This is a genomic window from Marinomonas sp. 5E14-1 (assembly GCF_039939215.1).
Taxonomy (GTDB): Bacteria; Pseudomonadota; Gammaproteobacteria; order Pseudomonadales; family Marinomonadaceae; genus Marinomonas.
Window position 1 is genome coordinate 119000 of the sequence record NZ_JBDXMW010000007.1, and the last position, 22069, is coordinate 141068.

The window sequence follows — 22069 nt, forward strand, 5'->3', positions numbered from 1 at the left end:
TTATGATTAACCAAGGCCCAGTTATTACAATTGATGGTCCAAGTGGTGCTGGTAAAGGTACCGTCAGTCAATTAATTGCAGAAAAACTGGGGTGGCATATATTAGATAGTGGAGCCTTGTATAGACTTCTTGCGCTTGCTGTTTCACATCATGGTATGTCTGTTGAAGATGTGGAGACGCTAAAAGTATTAGCGGAGCATTTGGATATACAATTTCAACAAATGGAGCCAGGTAAAGTTGAAATTATCTTAGAAGGTGAAACTGTTACTCAGGCAATTCGTACTGAAGAAGTGGGAAACAATGCTTCTAAATTGGCTGCAATCCCTGAAGTCCGAGAAGGTCTATTGCTTCGTCAGCGTGCGTTTTCACAGTGGCCAGGCTTAGTTGCTGACGGTCGCGATATGGGCACAGTTGTTTTTCCTTCCGCACAAGTTAAGGTGTTTTTAACCGCTTCTGCAGAAGAACGTGCACAGCGTCGCATACAACAATTGCAGCAAAAAGGCGAAACAGTTAATCTTGATGAATTAGTTAAAACGATTAAAGAAAGAGATGAGCGAGATGCTAATAGAGCTATCGCTCCTCTTGTATCTGCTGCAGGCGCCTTAGTAATCGATAGTACAGATTTAAGTATTGAACAGGTTGTCGAGATGATTTTTACTGAAACAGTAAAAGCCGGTCTTGCGTAGCCTGTTCTTTTTTGTGTCTGGAATGTGCTAGAATAGACTGAATTTTATCAAAGTCGGTAAAGGTGCCAGCAAGCCTTTATCGCATCATTCGAAAAATTGACCCACATTTGCTGGCAATGTGGATAGGGTTTAGTTTACTAAACCAAACATATAGGAAATACAATGACTCAAAGCTTCGCAGAACTGTTTGAAGAAAGCCTTTTAACCGTCGAAATGGCGCCAGGCTCAATTGTTACTGGTATTGTTGTTGATATTGACAGCGAATGGGTAACTGTTCATGCAGGTCTTAAATCTGAAGGCGTAATTCCTCGTTCTCAGTTTCTAACGGAAAGTGGTGAATTCAACTTAAACATCGGTGACGAAGTTAAAGTTGCACTTGACGCTGTAGAAGATGGCTTCGGTGAGACTAAATTGTCTCGTGAAAAAGCGAAACGTGCAGAGACTTGGTCTGTGCTTGAAAAAGCTTACGAAGAAAATGCCATTATCCACGGTGTAATTAACGGTAAAGTTAAAGGTGGCTTCACTGTTGATATCGCTAATATCCGTGCCTTCTTGCCAGGTTCTTTGGTAGATGTTCGTCCAATCCGCGACACATCACATTTGGAAGGTGTTGATCTAGAGTTCAAACTTATTAAGCTTGATCAAAAACGTAACAACGTTGTTGTTTCTCGTCGTGCCGTTATGGAAGCGACTAACAGCGCTGAACGTGAAACACTTCTTGCTTCTCTTGAAGAAGGTCAAGAAGTTAAAGGTATCGTTAAGAATCTTACTGATTACGGTGCGTTTGTTGACCTTGGTGGTGTTGATGGTCTTCTTCACATCACTGATATGGCTTGGAAGCGTATTAAACACCCAAGCGAAATCATTGCTGTTGGCGATGAAATCGACGTTAAAGTACTTAAGTTTGACCGCGAGCGTAACCGTGTGTCTCTAGGTCTGAAACAGTTGGGTGAAGATCCATGGGTAGCAATCAAAGCTCGTTACCCAGAGAATACTAAAGTAACGGCTAAAGTTACTAACTTGACTGACTACGGTTGCTTCGCTGAACTTGAAGAAGGTGTTGAAGGTCTAGTTCACGTATCTGAAATGGATTGGACTAACAAAAACATCCACCCATCTAAAGTTGTTCAGATCGGTGATGATGTAGACGTTATGGTTCTTGATATTGACGAAGAGCGTCGTCGTATCTCTTTGGGTATCAAACAGTGCACTATGAACCCATGGGAAGAATTTGCTACTTCTTTCAACAAGGGCGACAAAATCTCTGGCGCAATCAAATCTATTACTGACTTTGGTGTGTTCATTGGTCTTGACGGTGGTATTGATGGTTTGGTTCACCTATCTGACCTATCTTGGGAAGAAGCGGGTGAAGAAGCTGTTCGTCAATACAAGAAAGGCGATATGTTAGAAACTGTTGTATTATCTATCGACGCTGAGCGTGAGCGTATTTCTTTAGGTGTTAAACAACTTGAAGAAGATCCGTTCCTTGCTTTCGTAGCTGAAAACGACAAAGGCGCTATTGTTAATGGTACTGTTTCTGAAGTTGATGCGAAAGGTGCAGTAGTTGTTCTTGCGGAAGGCGTTGAAGCTACTTTGAAAGTATCTGAAATCAGCCGTGACCGTATTGAAGATGCAACATCTGCATTGAAAGAAGGTGACAAAGTAGAAGCAGCGATCATCAATGTTGATCGTAAAGCTCGTACTATTGCTCTTTCTATCAAGCAGAAAGATGCTTCTGAAGAGAAGACAGCGTTGAAAGCGCACTCTGAGAAACAGCAAGCTGAAGCGAATGGTCCTACTACTATTGGTGATTTGATCAAGGCGCAACTAGAAAGCCAAAACTAAGTTTTGATTTTCTGGAAGTTATAAAAAGCGGACTTCGGTCCGCTTTTTTTATGTCTATTTTTGGGGAATTTATTGACAAGAAAACTATACACAGAACATGTGGATAACTATGGGTATAGAGTTTGTGTATGTTTTTAGCCTAATGAATTGAGAAAAGTTTGGATATCTTCGTCATCCCAATTCTCTTTTTCCAATAGGTTTTTGAAGGCGTCACTTTGCTGGACTTTGTTGAAGTTTTTTTGGAATTTTGCGTAATGGAAGTCTTTTATTAGGCGCTCATCGTGCTCTGATCGATAAATTGGCGCCTGCTCAGTTTTTTTCCTCTTATCTTCGTCTAGTGAGTCGATTTTTTTATATGTATTCAAAAAATGTTTTTTGTTCATATTTCGATCTCTGTTTCATGTTCTATTTCTAGTATCTCAAAATGATCACTTCTTGCACACCACTTAACATTTATATCCCAGAGTCTAATTCCATGTTCTCGATCTATTTGATCTGACAAGTAAGAGGGTCTTGGGTCTTGAGCAATAACTTGTTCAATTAAGCTTATAATTGGTCTTTTATTTTCGGTCTTGTATCGCTCACATTGTAGTTTAGCAGTCGCTGAGAATTGTACTTTATGGGTTGAAGATCTAGTATGTGCGAATCCACCTTTTGCTTCAGGGATATTGTCGGCATAAGGTAGGTAAGGCTTTATATCTAATACTGGTGTCCCATCGAGTAAATCTGCGCCATGCAGATCAATAAACACTTTTGTATCTTCTTTGTAGATGCGCCCCATTTTGACCACAGATAAGCCAATAGGGTTGGGTCTATGGGTTGCTCTTGTGGCAAATACCCCCATTTTTTTCTGTCCACCTAAGCGTGGAGGACGAACCTTTGCTTTCCAGCTTTCTTGCTGATTTGCATGGAAAATAAATTGAATCCAAATGTGTGAGAAATCATTCAAGCCATCTAATGTGTCGAGTCTATTGTAGGGCGCAATGAGTTCTAAGCGAGCTGTTGCTTCTGTGACTAATCCCGGTTGTCTAGGAATGCCAAATTTTTCTTTATAGCAGGAATGTATTATGCCAATGGGGGAAAGGGTGTATGAATGAGAGCTGGGCACCGAGTCTTCCTTCTTCGTATAAAACTGCACTAAATGAATGAAAATATTATGTTAGTATACTGGCTTAGTTGAATTGGTCGTGATTTATTTTGCTGCCTTCTGTTTGTGCTTCTTACTTTTATTAGAGATTAAAAATGTCTTTAGAATCTTATATGAATCAAATTGGTCAGCAAGCTAGAGTTTCTTCTCGCTTACTTGCTAAAGCTTCCACTCAGCAAAAAAACATGGCGTTGTTCGCTATGGCAGACGCTTTAGGTGATGCACGACCTCGATTGATAGAAGCAAATTCGAAAGACATGGAAGAAGGCCGAGCGAAAGGATTGGATGCTGCTTTATTAGACAGATTATTACTTAATGACGCTCGAATAGATAACATGATTGAAGGTTTGAAACAGGTTGCTTCTTTGCCTGACCCAATTGGTGAAGTATCAGGAATGGTGTATTTACCTTCTGGCATTCAGCGTGGCCAAATGCGAGTGCCTCTTGGTGTTGTGGGTATTATTTACGAATCTCGTCCTAATGTAACTATTGACGCTGCGAGTTTATGTTTGAAGTCAGGTAATGCAACTATTTTACGTGGTGGCTCAGAAGCGTTTCATTCAAATCAAGCTATTGCAGAAGCAGTATGTAAAGGGCTTGAAGTGGCTGGCTTGCCTGCAGATGCGGTGCAAGTGTTAAACACAACTGATAGAGAAGCGGTTGGTAAAATAATTACTATGCCTGAATATGTTGATGTTATTGTGCCTCGTGGCGGCAAAGGCTTAATTGAGCGAATTAGCAAAGATGCTCGAGTGCCTGTCATTAAGCATTTGGATGGTAATTGCCATGTGTATATTGACGATGAAGCAGACTTTGATAAAGCCTTCAAAATTGTGATTAATGCAAAAACACGTCGCTACGGCGTGTGTAATGCAATGGAATCTATGCTCGTTCATAAATCGGTTGCAGACGACATACTTCCAAAGCTGGTTGCGGCCTTTGAAGAGAAAGGCGTTGAACTCGTTGGTTGTGAATTGTCTCAATCTATATCCTCTTCTATTGGCGTAGCGACAGAAGAAGATTGGTATACGGAATATCATGCCCCTAAACTTTCGATCAAAATTGTGGTCGATATGGATGAAGCAATTACTCATATAAATAAATATGGTTCGCATCATACCGATGCCATTGTTTCTCAGAATTACAGTAAAACTCGTGCTTTTATGACAGAGGTCGATTCTTCATCTGTTATGGTAAATGCTTCAACATCCTTTGCAGACGGTTTTGAATATGGTTTTGGTGCAGAAATTGGTATTTCTACAGATAAAATTCATGCTCGTGGCCCAGTTGGGCTATTAGGACTTACCAGTCAGAAATACATAGTGCTGGGTGATGGTCATACACGTGATAATTAAGCAGCAAAATGAAACAAGACGATCTGGTTTGGCAATTATGGGAGGGACATTTGACCCCGTTCATAATGGCCACCTTAGAACGGCTGTTGAGGTGCTTGATAAATATCAATATTCAGCACTGAAATTAATACCTTGCTTTCAGCCTGTTCATAAAGGTGAGCCAGGTGTTACGGCTCGTCAGCGTTTAGAAATGGCACAGTTGGCCGTTTCTAGTCACCCAAGGTTAAGTGTGGATTCTCGTGAAGTAGAGCGAGAAGGACCGAGCTACAGTGTAGACACCTTGCGAGATATACGTGCTGAAATAGGCCCAGATGAACCACTGATTATGGTGTTGGGTATGGATAGCTTTTTGTCGCTTCCTACTTGGCATGAGTGGCGAGTACTAACTCAGTATGCTCATCTTTTAGTGGTTTCACGTCCTGGTTGGGAGCCAGATTTGATTTCGGAGCTAAATGCATTTTGTGAAAACTATCGTGCCTCTGCATCGCATGAGTTACAATGCGCACCTTCGGGATTGGTCTGGTTTGAGACATTAACCCCATTGGGGATATCTTCTAGCATGATTAGATCGCTGGCTCGAAATAATGAGTCAATTGCCTATTTATTGCCAGAGCCCGTTCAAAAGTACGTAGAGCAACATCAATTATATCGATAGGATAACGTAATTATATGAGTCAGATTAACCTCACAGCAGATCAAATTTTAGCCTTTGCTGTCGAAGCATTAGAAGATGTAAAAGGTGACAAGATCACTGTGTTGAACGTTGGAAGTCATACAGACATGATGGATTACATGGTGATCTGTACAGGTACTTCTAAACGCCATGTTAATGCTTTAGGGCAAAATGTTTTTGAGCATCTTAAGCAACAAGGTTTACAGCCGCTAGGTTCTGAAGGGCGTGGAATGGGAAGTGACTGGGTGCTTGTTGATCTACATGATGTTGTTGTTCATGTGATGACAGAAGAAGCTCGAGCATTTTATGACCTTGAGAAGTTGTGGGATATAAAACCAGAAACGTTATAAGGTCTTTATAATGCGAGTTCGTTTGATTGCTGTTGGTAACAAAATGCCCAAGTGGGTGACTCAAGGTTATGATGATTATGCTAAGCGTCTACCAAAGGATTTTGCGTTAGAGCTTGTTGAAATTTCGATGTCGCCTCGTGGTAAAAATACGGATATACCCAAAGCTATTCGTAAGGAAGGAGACGCTATGCTCGAAGCGATTTCTTCTGGAGATAAAGTCATTGCTATGGAAGTGCTTGGTAAGGAGTGGTCTACTGAGCAGCTTGCAGATCAAACAGAAAATTGGCGCATGGATGGCTATAACGTGAGTTTATTAGTGGGTGGGCCAGACGGATTAGATCCAAGATGCACGGCTCGCGCAGATCAAGTTTGGTCTCTATCTCGTTTAACGCTTCCGCATCCTATGGTGAGAATTATTTTAGCTGAGCAAATTTATCGTGCTTGGACTTTAATGAACAATCACCCATATCATAGATAAGGTGTGGTGAGTGAACAGCAAACATCAGGCGTTTCGTAATTATGGAGAAGAAAAGAAATTAACTCAGCGGCGAGTTACTGCTGCAGCGATTTTTGTATTGTTCTTGTCTATTATCTTGATGGTTCGTTTGTTTTATCTGCAAGTGATGAACTATGAACTTTATCAAACTAAGGCCGATGAAAACCGAGTTATGCTGGTAACGGACCCTCCACCCAGAGGGCTAATTTACGATCGTAATGGCGTAGTATTAGCTGATAATCGACCTATCCACAGTTTGACAGTTATTCCTGAACGGGTTGCTAATTTTCCTGAGTTAAAGAGAGAGCTTTCAGGAATTATAGATATTAGTGACAGCGAGTGGGAAGATTTTGATAATCGCCTTAAAGAATATCGCCGGCCTTATCAATCCCTTACTTTAAAGCCTCAGCTGACAGATGAAGAATGGGCTAAAGTTTCTGTTGATTTATATAAGTTAGACGGTGTTCAAGTTGAAGCTCAACTAACTCGATACTATCCATATGGTGAAGCGTTTGCTCATGCAATTGGCTATGTTGGGCGAATTACATCCAAGGACCTTGAGAGAGTGGATAGGCTTGCTTATCAAGGGGCTTTATTTATAGGGAAGACAGGAATAGAAGGCTTTTATGAAGATACTTTGTTTGGAAAAACAGGGCTCAGTAAAGTGGAAGTTAATGCCCGTGGGCGAATCATGTCCGAGCTGGAAAAACAGCCTCCAACACCTGGAAAAGACCTTCGTTTACATTTAGATGCTCGATTACAGCAATATGCTTATGATTTGTTGGGCGATTATAAGGGCTCTGTTGTTGCTATTGATCCGGATACAGGCGGTATATTAGCGCTGGTGTCTAAACCTGGATTTGATCCTAATTTGTTTGTCCGTGGTATTTCAGTTCAAGATTATTCATCGTTACGTAATTCAAAAAAACTTCCTCTTTTTAACCGAGCTTTACGTGGTGGTTATCCTCCGGCATCAACCATTAAGCCATTTATGGGGCTTGCTGGACTAGAGTATGGATTTTCATCCTGGACGGAGCGTTACTTCGCAAAGGGGTATTATCAAATAAACCCTAATGGTCGACGCTACCGAGATTGGAAACGAACAGGTCATGGTTGGATAGGTTTAGAGCGTTCGATTATTGAATCGGTTGATACTTATTATTATCAACTCTCAAACAAGATGGGAATAACGCCTATTCATAACTTCTTATCGAGATTTGGTTTCGGTCAAAACAATTTGCTTGATTTAAACGGTGGTAGTGTTGGTTTATTACCTTCCAATGAATGGAAGAAAGCCAAATATAATGAACCTTGGTATCCTGGTGATTCGGTTAACGTAGGCATTGGACAAGGCTTTATGGTGGCGACACCGGTACAAATTGCTGCAGCCACTTCTGCGTTAGCGGGTAGAGGGCATTATTATTACCCTCGTATGGCGCAAAGTGTCGGCGGCGAACCTATAGAGTTTCCTGGTGAGCGCGGCGATGATCATCATATTGTTCTTAAAGATCAGCGGAATTGGGAGCGTATGATTGTCGCGATGCGTAAAGTAATTACTGATTCAAAAGGCACGGCAAGACGTTTACAAGGAACGGATTATCTTATTGCAGGTAAGACGGGTACGGGGCAAGTATTTAGTTTGCAAGAAGACGAAGAGTACGACTCCGAAAAGTTAGATCAACGTTTGCATGATCATGCATTGTTTATTGGCTTTGCGCCTGCTGAAAAGCCTAAAATTTCAGTTTTTGCTATTTTTGAAAATGGTGGAAGCAGTTCTAAGCCTGCCGATTTAAGTAAAAAGCTATTTGATGCCTACCTTTATAATGATTACCCAGTCGAATACGACAACTTAAAAGGGAGTGGTGATGACTGAGAGCTTTTATCGTAGAGCATTGTCTTTTACCAATGCTCGTTTATGGAAGTTAGTGCACATTGATATTCTATTAATTGGCTCTTTATTGTTGTTGATTGGTGGTGGTTTATTTGTATTGTACTCCGCTTCTGGTCAGAATATTGCGATGGTTGATCGACAGGTGTTTCGCTTAATTGTGGGTATGTGTGTATGCTTGTCTCTTGCTCAGTTGCCGCCAAAGTACATGCGTCGAGCTTCACCTACCTTATTTCTTTTTCTAGTGATTTTACTTGTTTGTGTGTTGCTATTTGGTGTCGGCGCTAAAGGTGCTCAACGTTGGTTATCGTTGCCCGGAGGGCTCCGTTTCCAACCTTCTGAAATCATGAAAATAGTCATGCCTATGATGGTTGCTTGGTATTTCTCTAATCGACCGCTGCCTCCGACGTTTAAAGAAATTGTTACTGTTCTCGGCATCATAATATTGCCTGTTTTAATGATAGCGAAGCAGCCTGATTTGGGAACCTCCTTACTTGTTGCTGTCTCAGGTGTTTTTGTTCTATTTTTGGCAGGTTTAGGTTGGCGTTATATTTTAAGCGCCACAGCGCTCGCTCCTATCGCTGGTTATGTTTTATGGCAAGTGATGCATGATTATCAACGTCAGCGAGTGTTAACTTTTTTAAACCCTGAAAGTGATCCTTTGGGGTCGGGTTGGAACATTATCCAGTCGAAGACTGCGATTGGGTCCGGTGGTGTTTATGGCAAAGGCTGGTTAGAGGGAACTCAGGCCCAATTGGATTTTCTACCTGAAAGTCATACTGATTTTATTATTGCCGTTCTCGCAGAAGAGTTTGGAATGTTGGGGTGTGGCCTGCTTATTTTTGCATATTTACTGGTTATTGCTCGAGGGCTATACATTGCCACTAATGCGGAAGATAACTATGCACGCTTATTAGCAGGTAGTCTGACGTTAACATTCTTTGTGTACATGTTTGTAAATATCGGTATGGTGTCTGGGATTCTTCCTGTTGTTGGAGTTCCCTTGCCACTTATAAGTTATGGTGGTACTTCTATTATTACCATCATGGCAACATTTGGTATTTTGATGTCGATACAAACTCATAAAAGGGCAATATGATGATTAAACAGATAGTAGTCGTTTTTTGGACACTCGGTCTAATCGCTTGTAGCAATGTAGACCATTCTAATTCAGGTGTGAATGGCTCCTTATTAGAGAATGAATTGGAAGATGCATCGGATTCATATGCGGCTAACTCTGAAGTTCAGTCGTTTATAGGTAAATTAGTTAAAGAGCATGATTATGATAGAGATACTCTTGAATTGGCTTTTTCTCATATAAAAGTGCGACCTAACGTTATTGAGAAGTCTGATAACCAACCAGAAGTGCTTGTTCCATATTACGAATACAAGAAGCGCTTTGTTACAAAAGCAAGAGCTGAGTCTGGTCGTGAATTTGCAGAGCGTAATCAATATTGGTTACAAAAGGCAGAGCAAGAGTTCGGTGTGGAGCCAAACATCATAGTAGCACTCATTGGTGTCGAAACCTATTACGGCCGTATCACGGGCTCTAAAGATGTGTTCACATCGCTCACCACTTTAGCTTTTGATTACCCAAGACGTAAAGAATATTTTCAAAGTGAGTTAGAGGCTTATTTATTACTTGCCCGTGAAAAACAATGGAGCATTGGTGTTACAAAAGGGTCTTACAGTGGAGCGATGGGAATGGTTCAATTCATGCCCAGCAATTATCGTAAGCTTGCTATAGACTATGATGAAAATGGCCATATTGATTTATGGAAATCAGAAGCGGATGCAATAGGTAGTGCTGCTAATTATTTAAAACATCATGGTTGGCAAAACAATCAACCTTGGTTTGTTACTGCTCAGGTAGCTGATCCTGTAAAAGTAGAGAAAGAGATTAATCGTGGTAGAAAAGCAGACACTGAAATGAATGTCTGGTCTTCGTATAATGTCTTGCCGACACAGTCTTTTTCGCTTGGGAAAACAGGACTGGTTGCGTTACGTACAGGACCTGAAGAGGTTACTTATTGGTTGGCTTATGAGAATTTTTTTACCATTATGGATTATAACCCTAGCCGAAGATATGCAATGTCTGTATTAGAATTGGCGCAGAGTATAGGTAAATATGAGAGTTATTAAGGTACTGTTTTTTGTTGCTTTATCTTCTTTATTGTTAAGTGGTTGCATGAGTACGCGCCACGTTTTGGGGCAAGATGATATAGATTATGAGAAAGCATCTGGTGGAGGTCGCTATTCTATTCTACAAGATCATGCGCCAACAGGAGATATTAAGGTTGATCACCTTCCTGATTTGGTTCCGAAGTGGGAGCCTAAAAGTCGAGGCGGTAATAAAAGCTCCTATAAAGTCTGGGGGAAAACCTACAGAGTAATGGATTCTGCAGAAGGCTATGTGGCAGAAGGAACGGCATCTTGGTATGGTAATAAATTTCATGGTCATAAAACCTCAAATGGGGAAATATATGACATGTATAGCTTTTCCGCCGCGCATAAATCCTTACCTTTGCCAACTTATTTGAAAGTGACAAACTTGGAAAATCAGCGCTCTGTTATTGTTCGAGTCAATGACCGAGGTCCATTTCATGGTGATCGATTGATTGATCTTTCTTATGCTGCTGCAGCTCGTTTGGACTACCATAAGAAAGGTTTGGCCAGAGTTCGAATTGAAGCCATTACTCCAGCGCAAGGGCAGACCTATAATCCGAATTCTACAGTAGTTAATAATACAGCTAATGTCGTTCAGACCCAGCTGGCTAAGGCTTCATTACCTTCTAGTGCGAATATTGCAGCTGCCTCTGGGGTGAATTTCACTCATTTACAATTAGGGGCTTTTAGTTCTGAAGAGTCCGCAGAGCGTTTGAAGCAAAAGCTGTTTGAAGCCTTCGATACGAGTATTAAAATAACAGCAAATAAACAGAGGGACGGCCTCTATAAAGTCTTGGTCGGGCCTTATGATGACGCCAATGAATTATCAAATTGGCAGAAAAAATTGCAGCAGGAGGGGTTTGAGAATCCAGTTAGAGTTATTTTACTACCTTAGTTATTTATTTGTTGGGCTAGAGATTCATAGAGTGCTCTAGTATTATTTATCCACATTTTTAAGAAGACGATATTTTTGAGCATGAAAACACTCCTAGTTTCTTTATTTTTTACACTAAATATTTTTGTCGGCTCTGTATTTGCCGCTTCTCCGCTGATTCCTGCTCCTCCACAATTATCTGCAAGCAGTTATATCTTAATGGATGCTTATACTGGGGATATCCTAGTAGATAACAATGCTAATGAGGCCTTACCTCCGGCAAGCCTAACAAAACTTATGACGGCTTATATCATTGAATATGAACTTGCCCGCGGAAATTTGACACTAGAAGATCAAATTAGAGTCAGTGAAAAAGCATGGCGAATGGAAGGTTCCAGAATGTTTATTCGTGAAGGAACCTATGTATCACTGGAAGATTTAATGCGCGGAATTATCATTCAGTCAGGTAATGATGCCAGTGTTGCCGCAGCGGAACATGTTGCAGGCAGCGAATCTGCGTTTGCTGATTTGATGAATCAGCATGCACAGCTTTTGGGAATGACGAATACAAATTTTGTGAATTCCACTGGCTTCCCTGCTGAAAATCATTACTCCACTGCTAGTGATCTTGCGAAGTTATCTCGCGCAACCATTTTGCAATTCCCAGAAAATTACAAAATGTATTCGGAAAAGTATTTCACTTATAACGACATCCGTCAGCCAAACCGCAATAAATTACTATGGCGAGATAAAACAGTAGATGGTTTGAAAACAGGTCATACAAACGAAGCAGGTTACTGTTTGGCCGCTTCTGCTGTGCGAAATGGCACACGTTTGATTGCTGTTGTGATGGGAACGAAATCTGATGAAGCTCGTGCTGCAGAAGCGCAAAAGCTATTGGATTACGGCTTCCGCTATTATGAAACACGCAAACTTTATAGCCGTGGCCAAGTATTGAATAATGCACATGTATGGCGCGGTAGCCAATCTACTGTAAAAGTAGGTTTTGCTGAAGATGTGCTTGTGACCATTCCACGTCAGCAAAGTGCTTCTATTCCTGCGATATTAGAAATGCAGGAAGAGATTACCGCTCCTATCGCAGTTGGAGATATTCTAGGAACCATTGTTGTTGGCACTGAAGGAAATATTTTATTGGAGCGACCGGTTGTCGCTTTGGAAGCTGTTGAAGAGGGCGGTTTCTTCAAACGCCTATTCGATAGTATTAAGCTTTTCTTTATGAAGCTGTTTTAAGCTGAATAAATAGGTAAATTAATGGCATTAATTACAAAAGATGGTGATCAGGCTGAGAATGCAGTAGATGCACCTAAAATAGAATTTCCATGCGAAAACTATGTTATAAAAGTTGTTTCCCTTGAAGTGGAAGGTATTCATGAAACGCTTGCTGAATGCTTCAAGGTGCATGCACCGGAGATGGATGCTAATGCAGTGAAAGTAAACCGATCCAGTAAAGGACGTTTTGTTAGTTACAGTTTCCGTATTTTGGCTCAAAATGAAGAGCAATTATCTGCTCTTCACATTGATTTAATGGCGATAGAAGCTGTTAAAATGGTCATGTAAATGGAGCTTGATTTAATTTGTCGTAATTTGGGGGTTGTTGAGTATTCTGATATTTGGGATCGGATGAAAAATTTTACTCAGACTCGAACCAAAGACGACGCTGATGAAATTTGGCTTTTGGAACACCCGCCTTTATTTACACAAGGGCAAGCGGGTAAACAGGAGCATCTTCTTGCTCCTGGTGACATTCCTGTGATTCAAGTCGACCGTGGTGGCCAGGTCACGTATCATGGCCCAGGGCAATTAGTGGCTTATGTGTTAATTGATCTAAAGCGTTTAGGAATAGGCGTTCGTGATTTGGTTAATGTATTGGAAAACTCCGTTATTCAAGTGTTGGCTAAAAACGCAATAGATGCCTACCCAAAACCAGATGCACCGGGTGTTTATGTTGATGGGCAAAAGATTGCATCACTCGGGTTACGAGTGCGCAGAGGTTGTTCATTTCATGGGCTTGCATTAAATGTAGATATGGATCTCACACCTTTTGATCGTATCAATCCATGTGGCTATCAAGGTCTGAAAATGGTTGATATGAAGCACCTAAATAGCAATGTGGTTTTATCAAATATCAAAGTTCAGTTGGCGAACCAGCTTGCTGAGCTGCTCGGGTATAGTTATCCGACTATCCAACAAGGGTGGAAATAAAATGACAGCAGAACGCAAACGCGTTGTCCAAGGGGAGAAGTTACGTGGCGCCGATAAAATGGCACGTATTCCAATTAAGATTGTTCCAACAGAAGAAATTCCAAGAAAGCCAGATTGGTTGCGTGTTCGTATGCCTGCTTCGCCTGAGATTGCCCGTATTAAGAGCACTTTGCGAGAGCACAAACTGGCATCTGTTTGTGAAGAAGCAAATTGCCCGAACTTAGGCGAATGCTTTAGTAACGGTACAGCGACTTTCATGATTATGGGCGAAATTTGTACTCGCCGTTGTCCTTTCTGTGATGTAGCTCATGGTCGTCCAAACCCTTTGAAAGAAGACGAACCAAAAGAGCTTGCTGCCGCTATTCGTGATATGAAGCTAAAATATGTGGTTATTACTTCTGTAGATCGTGATGATCTACGTGATGGCGGTGCACAGCATTTTGTTAATTGTATTAATGAAACGCGGGCAGCAAGTCCTAATATTGAGATTGAAACTTTGGTACCAGACTTCCGTGGTCGTATGGAAGTCGCTGTTGATACTCTTTCTTTAGCGCCACCAGATGTTTTTAATCATAACTTGGAATCTATTCCACGTTTGTATCGCCAAGTAAGACCAGGTTCTGATTATCAGTGGTCATTGGATTTGCTTAAAAATTTTAAAGATTGCTGTCCAGATGTGTCAACTAAATCAGGTTTAATGGTTGGTATGGGCGAAACGTTCGAAGAGATTGTTGAAGTCTTAAAAGATTTAAGAGCACACAATGTAGACATGTTGACGATTGGTCAGTACTTACAGCCTTCTAAACATCACTTCCCTATGGCGAGATTTGTACCGCCAGAAGAGTTTGCTCGTTACGAAGAAGTTGCAAAAGAGTTAGGTTTTAAGCATGCGGCTTGTGGACCTTTGGTTCGCTCTTCTTACCATGCAGATAAACAAGCTCATGGTGAGCATGTTTCTTAGTTGCTTATAAATTGAATTGAGAAGCGGAGTTGAGATTTTTCTTAGCCCCGCTTTTTTTTACTCTTAGGAATAGGCTGATGCCAGTATATTGTGCGGCATAAGTATTTATTGGCTGTTGCAAAACAGTAATTTAGTTTTGGAGATGATATGAAGCCTTGGTCCATTAAAGATTCGATGGAGCTATATAATGTAAGTCATTGGAGCAGTGGTTTTTTTTCCATTAATGACAAGGGCCGTGTTGTTGCCTTACCCGATAGAGAAAACAAGATAGATCTTACTGAGCTATCTAGCGGGCTTAAAGAGAAAGGGGCTCCTTATCCATGCTTGGTTCGCTTTCCTAATATTTTGCACTCACGTATTGAGAAAATCACAAACTCCTTTCAGCAAGCGATAGCGCATTATGATTACCAAGCCAAATACGCCATCGTTTATCCAATTAAGGTAAACCAACAGCGACGTGTCGTAGAAGAAATAGCGGGCTGTCAACCAGACAATCTATCTAATGTTGGTTTAGAAGCTGGTAGTAAACCAGAGCTAATGGCAGTGCTAGCGATGCATAAAAATACCGATGGTATTATTGTGTGTAACGGATACAAAGACAGAGAGTTTATTCACCTTGCTCTAATGGCTGAAAAAATGGGGCATCAGGTTTTTCTCGTCGTTGAGAAAATGCATGAGTTGGATTGGATTTTGGAAGAAGCCGAGAAAATCGGTGTTCAGCCTCGTATTGGTATACGTATTCGATTGGCTTCTACATGCACAACTCATTGGGGAAACAGTGGTGGTGAAAAATCCAAATTTGGACTAACGACTTCCCAGTTATTGCGTGCTGTTGAACGATTGCGCGAATTAGGCTTGTTGCATTGCCTGGAATTGATCCACTTTCATTTAGGCTCGCAAATTACACGCATTCGAGATATTCAAAACAGTTTGAAAGAATGTGCTCGTTATTACGCTGAACTGCATCAAATGGGTGTAGAAGTGAAATGGGTGGATGTTGGTGGTGGTTTGGGTGTCGATTATGAAGGTACACGTTGCCAGAACGATTTTTCCGCGAACTATAGTATTGGTGAATATGCGAATAATGTGGTTTTTGCGTTCCACAATGTTTGTGAGCAATACGACCTTCCTCACCCTCACTTGATTTCAGAATCTGGCCGAGCAGTGACGGCTCATCATGCAATGATGATTGCGGATGTGTTTTCTCATGGCGCAGAGCTTTTACCAATAGAAGAGCCTAGTGAAACGAGTGAGCTTGAGTTGCAGCGTTTATGGGCTTCTTATCAAAGTTTGAAAAGTGAAAGCGATGATGAAAGCCGTTCATTGGTGGAAATCTATCACGATTTATTGGACGATTTTAATGACAGCTTAACTTTATATAATCATGGTCAGCTAAATCTTTCCCAAAGAGCGCAGGCTGAGAATTTATTTTTATCTGCTTGCCGTAATTTATTGCCTAAACTGGATAATCGTAATCGTGGTCATCGGGCGGTCATTGATGAGTTGAATGAGCGGTTAGCCGAAAAGTTGTTTGTTAATTTATCGGTTTTCCAATCTATGCCAGACGCATGGGGAATCAACCAACTTTTTCCAGTGTTGCCATTACAAGGTTTGGAACAAGCGCCATCTTTTAGAGGTAAGATTCAAGATGTTACTTGTGACTCAGATGGTTGTTTATACAGCTATGTTGACGGTCAAGGTATCGAATCGTCTTTGCCCTTGCCTCCGCCACCTGCAAAAGGAGAAGATTATTTAATGGGCTTTTTCTTAGTGGGGGCTTATCAAGAGACGTTAGGAGATTTGCATAACTTATTCGGCGACACTTGTTCTGTTGACGTATATTTAACCGAAACAGGTTTCATGATTGATCATGTTTTAAAAGGCGATAGCGTCCAGGATGTTTTGAAATATGTTAGCTATGATGAGCAGGTGTTACTAAATCGCTATCAGGAAAAAATTGCTTTAAGCCCATTAAGTGAAGATGAAAAAGTAGATTTATTTGCTCTATATAAGAAAGTTTTGAGTGGTACAACATACTTAGCGTAAGCTGATTTAATAACCATTTTGGAAGGATTGATTGATGAGAAATGTGAAAGTAGCTTGTGTGCAAATGTCGATTGGTACTGATTTTCAGGAAAATTTAGATAATGCTGTCGTGCAAGTAAAGGAAGCCGCGGCGAATCAGGCTAATATTATACTTTTACAAGAGCTTTTCATGGGGCCGTATTTTTGCATTGATCAAAAGCCAGAGTACTTTGATTGGGCGCAGCCCGTAAATGATTGTTTGGCGATTCAAACCATGAGCGCACTTGCGAAAGAACTGAGCGTGGTTCTGCCCATTAGCTTCTTTGAGCGAGATGGAAATGTATTTTACAACTCTCTTGTTGTGATTGATGCAGATGGAGAAGTGCTGGATTTATATCGTAAGTCTCACATTCCAGATGGCCCTGGTTATCAAGAAAAGTATTACTTCACGCCTGGCAATACGGGCATTAAAGTTTGGGATACAAAGTTTGGGCGTATCGGCTGTGGTATTTGCTGGGATCAGTGGTTTCCTGAGCTAGCACGAGAACTTGCTTTAAAAGGTGCGGAACTTATCTTCTACCCGACAGCGATTGGGTCTGAGCCACCTTACCCAGAATGGGATTCTAAGGATCATTGGCAGAGAACGATGCAAGGGCATGCAGCAGCAAACATGGTACCTGTGATCGCAGCGAATCGAGTGGGGCGTGAAATCGGAGAGAATAGCTTTATACAGTTTTATGGTTCATCTTTTATGACAGATGAAATGGGCGCAATGAAATGCGTTGCTGATAGAGACGAGAGCGCTATTTTATACTCTGAATACGATTTAGATTTTATTCGTAAGGCACGCCAGTCCTTCGGTTTGTTTCGAGATCGTCGCCCTGATCAGTATAAAGCGATTACTTCTGGAGCGGGTTCTACTTGGGAGAAGTAAAGCTGTGTATGCTGTAGAAGCAAAAACAATGAGACAAAAAAATGCCCGTTTGAGAAACTAAACGGGCATAAAGCTTTCCATATCCTTATTGATTAAGGGGGCTCAATAAGGGCGACCTGTTCGTACAGGGATACATTATCTAATTCCGTCGGGCCTGTACGAGAGTTTAGCGGACATATAAGGCGAATGTTGGGCTCTTATATATCGGATCTTCTGGTTGCATGTGTTCGCCATGTCAGATCGGTCCGTAGAGGTTAATTAACTATAGTCTTAAATTTCGATAAGGGCCGATATAATTTATATCCTTAACATTTATTTAATATTTACATAGAGTCTGAATGAGCGTATTTAGTTCCCCCAAAAAATTGCCTTATTTTGCAATAACCCTATCGAGTCGCTTAATTCTTGATGATCTTATTCATCGAATAATGATTGATAAAATGATTGCTTTAGCGACAGAGCAACCTGGTTGTCTTGGTGCAGAATTTGGTGGTGGAGAAATTGGCTTTGTAGTGACTTATTGGCAAACTAAAGAAAGTGCCGAAGCTTGGCTTCAGCACAATATGCACCGCAGAGTCTTGTCTTTGGGTGAAAGTTTTTGGTATGAAGAGTATTCGTTGAAGTTGTGTGAAGTGTTAAGTGATATGCCTTTCAAAGCGACAGATCAAAATTTATATAACACGCGTTTTCCTAGGATCGACACTCAGCATGGTGTATTAAAAATTCTTGATGAGTCACAAGTTGATCTTTTTCACCAATACATTATTGATGAAAGGGCCTTTCATGAGCCATGGGAGCCTGCTCGGAGTGAAAGCTATTACTCGTTGGAAACCTGCCTGCTACGTGTGCGAGAGATGAGAAGAGATTTTTTAGAAGACAAAGGTGTTGCGCTTTGTTTGCTTTCACCCAATGAAGATAGAATGCTGGCTTATACAAATTATTCAAATATTGTTCGTGGCGTTTTTCAAGGCTGTAATTTAGGTTATAGCTTGCGCCAAGATGAGCAAGGCAAGGGAATCATGCATGAGACCCTAAAGGCAGGAATAGACTATTTGCAAAAAGAGTTAAATATTGAGCGTATACAAGCCAGTTATATGCCTAGAAATAATAAAAGTGCAGCTGTTTTAAAGAAAATGGGGTTTGAAAAAGAGGGAGTTGCAAGAGATTATTTGAAGATTAATGATGTTTGGGAAGATCACATTTTGACGGCTTTAATCTTGCGTTGAGTCCTTTTTTTGGGGTAAGGAGTAAAATGCGCCGTTTAGTGTGTGACGTAATTACTAATAGAAAAATAGTGCTATCAGCGCTCGGATTTGATATGGCTATTGGTTCTTTTTTCAGTAAGGCCTTTCCCAAATTATCACATGCTTGGTGTTCTTCTGTATAAGCTGTTCCATCGATTGACAGCATATGTGGCTTGATTTTCATTGTCATAACGGTCCAATCTTAATGTGATTTCGTCCTGATCCTAATTCCATCTTACCTGAGGGCACTTTTTCTACGGGCTTAATTTTTGTGTTTTTGCTTTATTGAAGTGGATAAGGCAAAGCTCAGCTTTTGATGTTAGTAGCGTTACTGTACTCAGACTGAGAGCGTCTAACCAAATCCTTTGATGCTTTTAATGCTCGTTTCTTGTTTGCCTTCCTGTAAAAAAATTCGCTTTTAATGACGAAGTAAAATGTATCCACTTATTTTGATAGAAGCGAGTTGGAGTGCTATCTTGAAAAAGATATTCATGAGTAGTACATAAGTCACCTTGTTGGTGAATAATGATCCACTGACTCGATGATTTATCTAGACTGTAATGTATTGGGTAAAACATATTTTTATTAGTCATATTTGATTGTATGGCTCTTTTTCATCATCTAACCTGTTGAAGCATGAGAATAAGGGACTTTCCATGCTAATCTTATGCGGAGCATTGATGAGTTTCTTTATAGTTGAGTTCATCATCATAGTTTGTGGGATATTCATGTGTGATAATAGGCATATGTAAACGTTTGTAGAAGGAAAGGTTCCTTGAGTGAGTTGTCAAATTTCGAGTCAAATGAAACCCTTTCATTAAAAGACTATACGGAAAAAGCGTACTTGAATTATTCCATGTACGTTATTTTAGACCGAGCCTTGCCACATATTGGTGATGGCTTAAAACCAGTGCAGAGACGTATTGTCTACGCGATGAGCGAACTGGGATTAAAGTCCAGTGCCAAGTATAAAAAATCAGCTCGTACAGTCGGTGATGTGCTAGGTAAATTTCACCCGCATGGTGACAGCGCTTGTTATGAAGCTATGGTTTTGATGGCGCAACCTTTCTCTTATCGCTACCCATTAGTTGATGGTCAAGGTAACTGGGGCGCACCAGACGACCCTAAATCCTTCGCCGCTATGCGTTACACCGAATCTCGCCTTTCTAAATATGCAGATGTATTGCTTAAAGAAGTGAGCCAAGGGACAGTGGATTGGGTGCCAAACTTTGACGGCACTTTGCAAGAGCCTTCGGTATTACCTTCTCGACTTCCTAATCTATTACTAAACGGCACGACAGGTATCGCTGTTGGTATGGCAACAGATATTCCGCCACATAATTTACGAGAGGTTGGTGGTGCGTGCATTCATCTTTTAAACAATCCTAATGCGGATTTAGATGAGCTACTAAACTACGTTCAAGGGCCGGATTTCCCAACTGGTGGTGAAATTATTACTCCTAAAGCAGATATAGTGAAGCTTTATGAGACAGGCAAAGGTCAGATCAAAGCTCGTGCTCGTTTCACCTTGGAAGAGGGTGAAATAGTTGTTAATGAATTACCGCATCAGGTTTCGGGTAGCAAAATTCTAGAGCAAATCGCAGCGCAAATGCAGGCGAAAAAGCTTCCTATGGTCGTGGATCTACGAGATGAATCTGACCATGAGAACCCAACGCGTTTAGTCATTGTGCCTAAATCCAATCGTGTTGATGTTGACTCGGTGATGACTCACTTGTTCGCGACAACTGATCTGGAAAAATCCTACCGTGTCAATATGAATGTTATTGGCTTGGATGGCCTGCCTCAGGTTAAACCGCTAAAGAATTTCTTATCAGAGTGGCTACGCTTTCGTATTGATGTGGTTCGTCGTCGATTGCAATTCCGTTTAGATAAGGTATTAAACCGTTTGCATATTCTGGAGGGCTTGTTAATTGCCTACCTGAATATCGATGAAGTGATTGAAATCATCCGAACAGAAGAAAAGCCGAAAGTTGAGTTGATGAACCGATTCGGGTTAAGCGATCTTCAGGCTGAATCTATTCTTGAGTTGAAACTTCGTCATCTTGCCAAACTTGAAGAGATGAGAATCAAAGGCGAGCAAGATGAATTAGAGAAAGAGCGTAAGCAATTAGAAGGCTTGTTATCTTCTGATCGTAAATTAAAAAAGCTTATTTCCGATGAAATCCAAGAAGCCATTGATGCGTTTGGTGATGAGCGTCGAACTCCTATTGTGGCGAGAAAAGAAGCCCAAGCCTTTAGTGAGGAAGACCTTCTATCGAATGATCCTATTACTGTTGTGATTTCAAAACAAGGTTGGATACGCGCTGCGAAAGGTCATGATATTGATGTGCAGGGCTTAAGTTATAAATCTGGTGATGAGTTCTTGATTAGTACGAAAGGTCGCTCCAATCAGACGCTAGTTTTACTTGCTTCTAATGGTCGAACCTATTCGATTAAAGCGCATACTTTACCTTCTGCCAGAGGCCAAGGTGAGCCGGTTACAGGACGAATCTCATTAGAGAAAGAAGCGACGATTGTGTCAGCTGTTCTGGATAATGAAGACGCACATTACTTGATTGCAAGTGATGCCGGTTATGGTTTCGTCGCCCAATTAAAAGATCTTTTTGCTAAAAACAAAGCGGGTAAAGCAACGTTAAGTTTGCCAAATTCTGCACAAGTTATGACGCCGGTGCTTGTTCAGGACCCTGAACAAGGTCGAGTGGTTGCGGTAACAAACGAAGGCCGTATGTTGGCTTTTGATATCGCGTCTTTACCGAAGATGGCAAAAGGTAAAGGGAATAAAATGATTAGTATTCCTACTGCCCGTGCTGCTGACAGAGAAGAGCTCATGGTTGCTATGGCGTGTATTCAGCCTAATGACCTTTTGACGGCTTATGCTGGCAAACGCTTTATGTCCTTCGTTCAAAAAGACCTAGAAGAATATATTGGAGAACGTGGCCGAAGAGGTTTGAAACTTCCTAGAGGTTTCCAGCGTATAGACAGTCTTGAGGTAAAAGTCGGAGAAGGTAAATTAGCTAAGCCTGATGAGGCTCCGGCGCAAGATTTGTTTTAAATAATGGCTGAATCATCATTGTGGTCATAAATTTACCCGTTAGATCACAATGATGATGTGAGTTAATGCTGACTAGAGATGTATGTGTTCTAGACAAAGCAGGTTTGTGAATAAGCAAGTAGAGGAAAT

The 22069-nt window shown here is 41.0% G+C and carries 20 protein-coding genes; 18 read left to right on the forward strand and 2 right to left on the reverse strand.

Annotated elements, in window-relative coordinates; translation table 11 throughout:
* The first annotated feature begins 2 nt into the window (after positions 1-2).
* Entirely contained in the window at positions 3-686 is a 684-nt protein-coding gene (gene cmk, locus ABFY09_RS08295; protein WP_347983842.1) for a (d)CMP kinase, read from the forward strand.
* Positions 687-848: 162 nt separating this feature from the next.
* Entirely contained in the window at positions 849-2531 is a 1683-nt protein-coding gene (rpsA, locus tag ABFY09_RS08300) for a 30S ribosomal protein S1 (protein ID WP_347983843.1), read from the forward strand.
* A 134-nt stretch (positions 2532-2665) separates the two neighbouring features.
* Here the strand turns inward: rpsA and ABFY09_RS08305 are convergent, their stop codons facing one another.
* A complete protein-coding gene (locus ABFY09_RS08305) occupies positions 2666-2914 on the reverse strand; it encodes a hypothetical protein (RefSeq protein WP_347983844.1) in 249 nt (82 codons plus the stop codon).
* Complete coding sequence (tsaA, locus tag ABFY09_RS08310; protein ID WP_347983845.1) at positions 2911-3639, reverse strand: tRNA (N6-threonylcarbamoyladenosine(37)-N6)-methyltransferase TrmO; 729 nt, start codon at positions 3637-3639, stop codon at positions 2911-2913. Before tsaA ends, ABFY09_RS08305 begins: the two co-directional genes overlap by 4 nt.
* Before the next feature lie 134 nt (positions 3640-3773).
* Here tsaA and ABFY09_RS08315 point away from each other — a divergent pair, with 134 nt between their 5' ends.
* The 16 genes from ABFY09_RS08315 (at position 3774) to parC (ending at position 21940) form a co-directional block, all read left to right on the forward strand.
* Positions 3774-5033 carry a glutamate-5-semialdehyde dehydrogenase gene (locus ABFY09_RS08315; protein ID WP_347983846.1) on the forward strand — a complete coding sequence of 420 codons (1260 nt, stop codon included), beginning with the start codon at positions 3774-3776 and terminating at the stop codon, positions 5031-5033.
* Positions 5023-5688, forward strand: coding sequence for a nicotinate-nucleotide adenylyltransferase (gene nadD / locus ABFY09_RS08320; RefSeq protein ID WP_347983847.1), 666 nt, complete (start codon positions 5023-5025; stop codon positions 5686-5688). Before ABFY09_RS08315 ends, nadD begins: the two co-directional genes overlap by 11 nt.
* 14 nt (positions 5689-5702) lie before the next feature.
* A complete protein-coding gene (gene rsfS, locus ABFY09_RS08325; protein ID WP_347983848.1) occupies positions 5703-6056 on the forward strand; it encodes a ribosome silencing factor in 354 nt (117 codons plus the stop codon).
* A gap of 10 nt (positions 6057-6066) precedes the next feature.
* Positions 6067-6534: a 23S rRNA (pseudouridine(1915)-N(3))-methyltransferase RlmH gene (gene rlmH / locus ABFY09_RS08330; protein ID WP_347983849.1), complete on the forward strand. Its 468-nt coding sequence runs from the start codon at positions 6067-6069 to the stop codon at positions 6532-6534.
* Between the two features lie 10 nt (positions 6535-6544).
* A complete protein-coding gene (gene mrdA, locus ABFY09_RS08335; protein ID WP_347983850.1) occupies positions 6545-8425 on the forward strand; it encodes a penicillin-binding protein 2 in 1881 nt (626 codons plus the stop codon).
* The gene (rodA, locus tag ABFY09_RS08340) at positions 8418-9539 is read left to right on the forward strand and encodes a rod shape-determining protein RodA (protein ID WP_347983851.1); all 1122 of its coding nucleotides are present in this window, start codon (positions 8418-8420) and stop codon (positions 9537-9539) included. The genes mrdA and rodA overlap by 8 nt, the downstream gene beginning before the upstream one ends.
* Positions 9536-10582 (forward strand): lytic murein transglycosylase B, encoded by a 1047-nt coding sequence (gene mltB / locus ABFY09_RS08345; RefSeq protein ID WP_347983852.1) that lies wholly within the window; start codon positions 9536-9538, stop codon positions 10580-10582. The genes rodA and mltB overlap by 4 nt, the downstream gene beginning before the upstream one ends.
* Positions 10569-11501: a septal ring lytic transglycosylase RlpA family protein gene (locus ABFY09_RS08350; protein ID WP_347983853.1), complete on the forward strand. Its 933-nt coding sequence runs from the start codon at positions 10569-10571 to the stop codon at positions 11499-11501. The genes mltB and ABFY09_RS08350 overlap by 14 nt, the downstream gene beginning before the upstream one ends.
* Positions 11502-11582: 81 nt before the next feature.
* Complete coding sequence (locus ABFY09_RS08355) at positions 11583-12731, forward strand: D-alanyl-D-alanine carboxypeptidase family protein (RefSeq protein ID WP_347983854.1); 1149 nt, start codon at positions 11583-11585, stop codon at positions 12729-12731.
* 21 nt (positions 12732-12752) lie between these two features.
* A complete protein-coding gene (locus ABFY09_RS08360) occupies positions 12753-13058 on the forward strand; it encodes a DUF493 domain-containing protein (protein ID WP_347983855.1) in 306 nt (101 codons plus the stop codon).
* A complete protein-coding gene (lipB, locus tag ABFY09_RS08365) occupies positions 13059-13703 on the forward strand; it encodes a lipoyl(octanoyl) transferase LipB (RefSeq protein WP_347983856.1) in 645 nt (214 codons plus the stop codon). It abuts the gene before it with no gap.
* 1 nt (position 13704) lies between these two features.
* Positions 13705-14664, forward strand: coding sequence for a lipoyl synthase (lipA, locus tag ABFY09_RS08370; protein ID WP_347983857.1), 960 nt, complete (start codon positions 13705-13707; stop codon positions 14662-14664).
* Positions 14665-14811: 147 nt separating this feature from the next.
* Complete coding sequence (gene speA / locus ABFY09_RS08375) at positions 14812-16710, forward strand: biosynthetic arginine decarboxylase (protein ID WP_347983858.1); 1899 nt, start codon at positions 14812-14814, stop codon at positions 16708-16710.
* A gap of 31 nt (positions 16711-16741) precedes the next feature.
* A complete protein-coding gene (gene aguB / locus ABFY09_RS08380) occupies positions 16742-17623 on the forward strand; it encodes an N-carbamoylputrescine amidase (RefSeq protein ID WP_347983859.1) in 882 nt (293 codons plus the stop codon).
* 338 nt (positions 17624-17961) lie between these two features.
* A complete protein-coding gene (locus ABFY09_RS08385) occupies positions 17962-18849 on the forward strand; it encodes a GNAT family N-acetyltransferase (RefSeq protein WP_347983860.1) in 888 nt (295 codons plus the stop codon).
* 793 nt (positions 18850-19642) lie between these two features.
* Positions 19643-21940 carry a DNA topoisomerase IV subunit A gene (parC, locus tag ABFY09_RS08390; RefSeq protein WP_347983861.1) on the forward strand — a complete coding sequence of 766 codons (2298 nt, stop codon included), beginning with the start codon at positions 19643-19645 and terminating at the stop codon, positions 21938-21940.
* Positions 21941-22069: the final 129 nt, after the last annotated feature.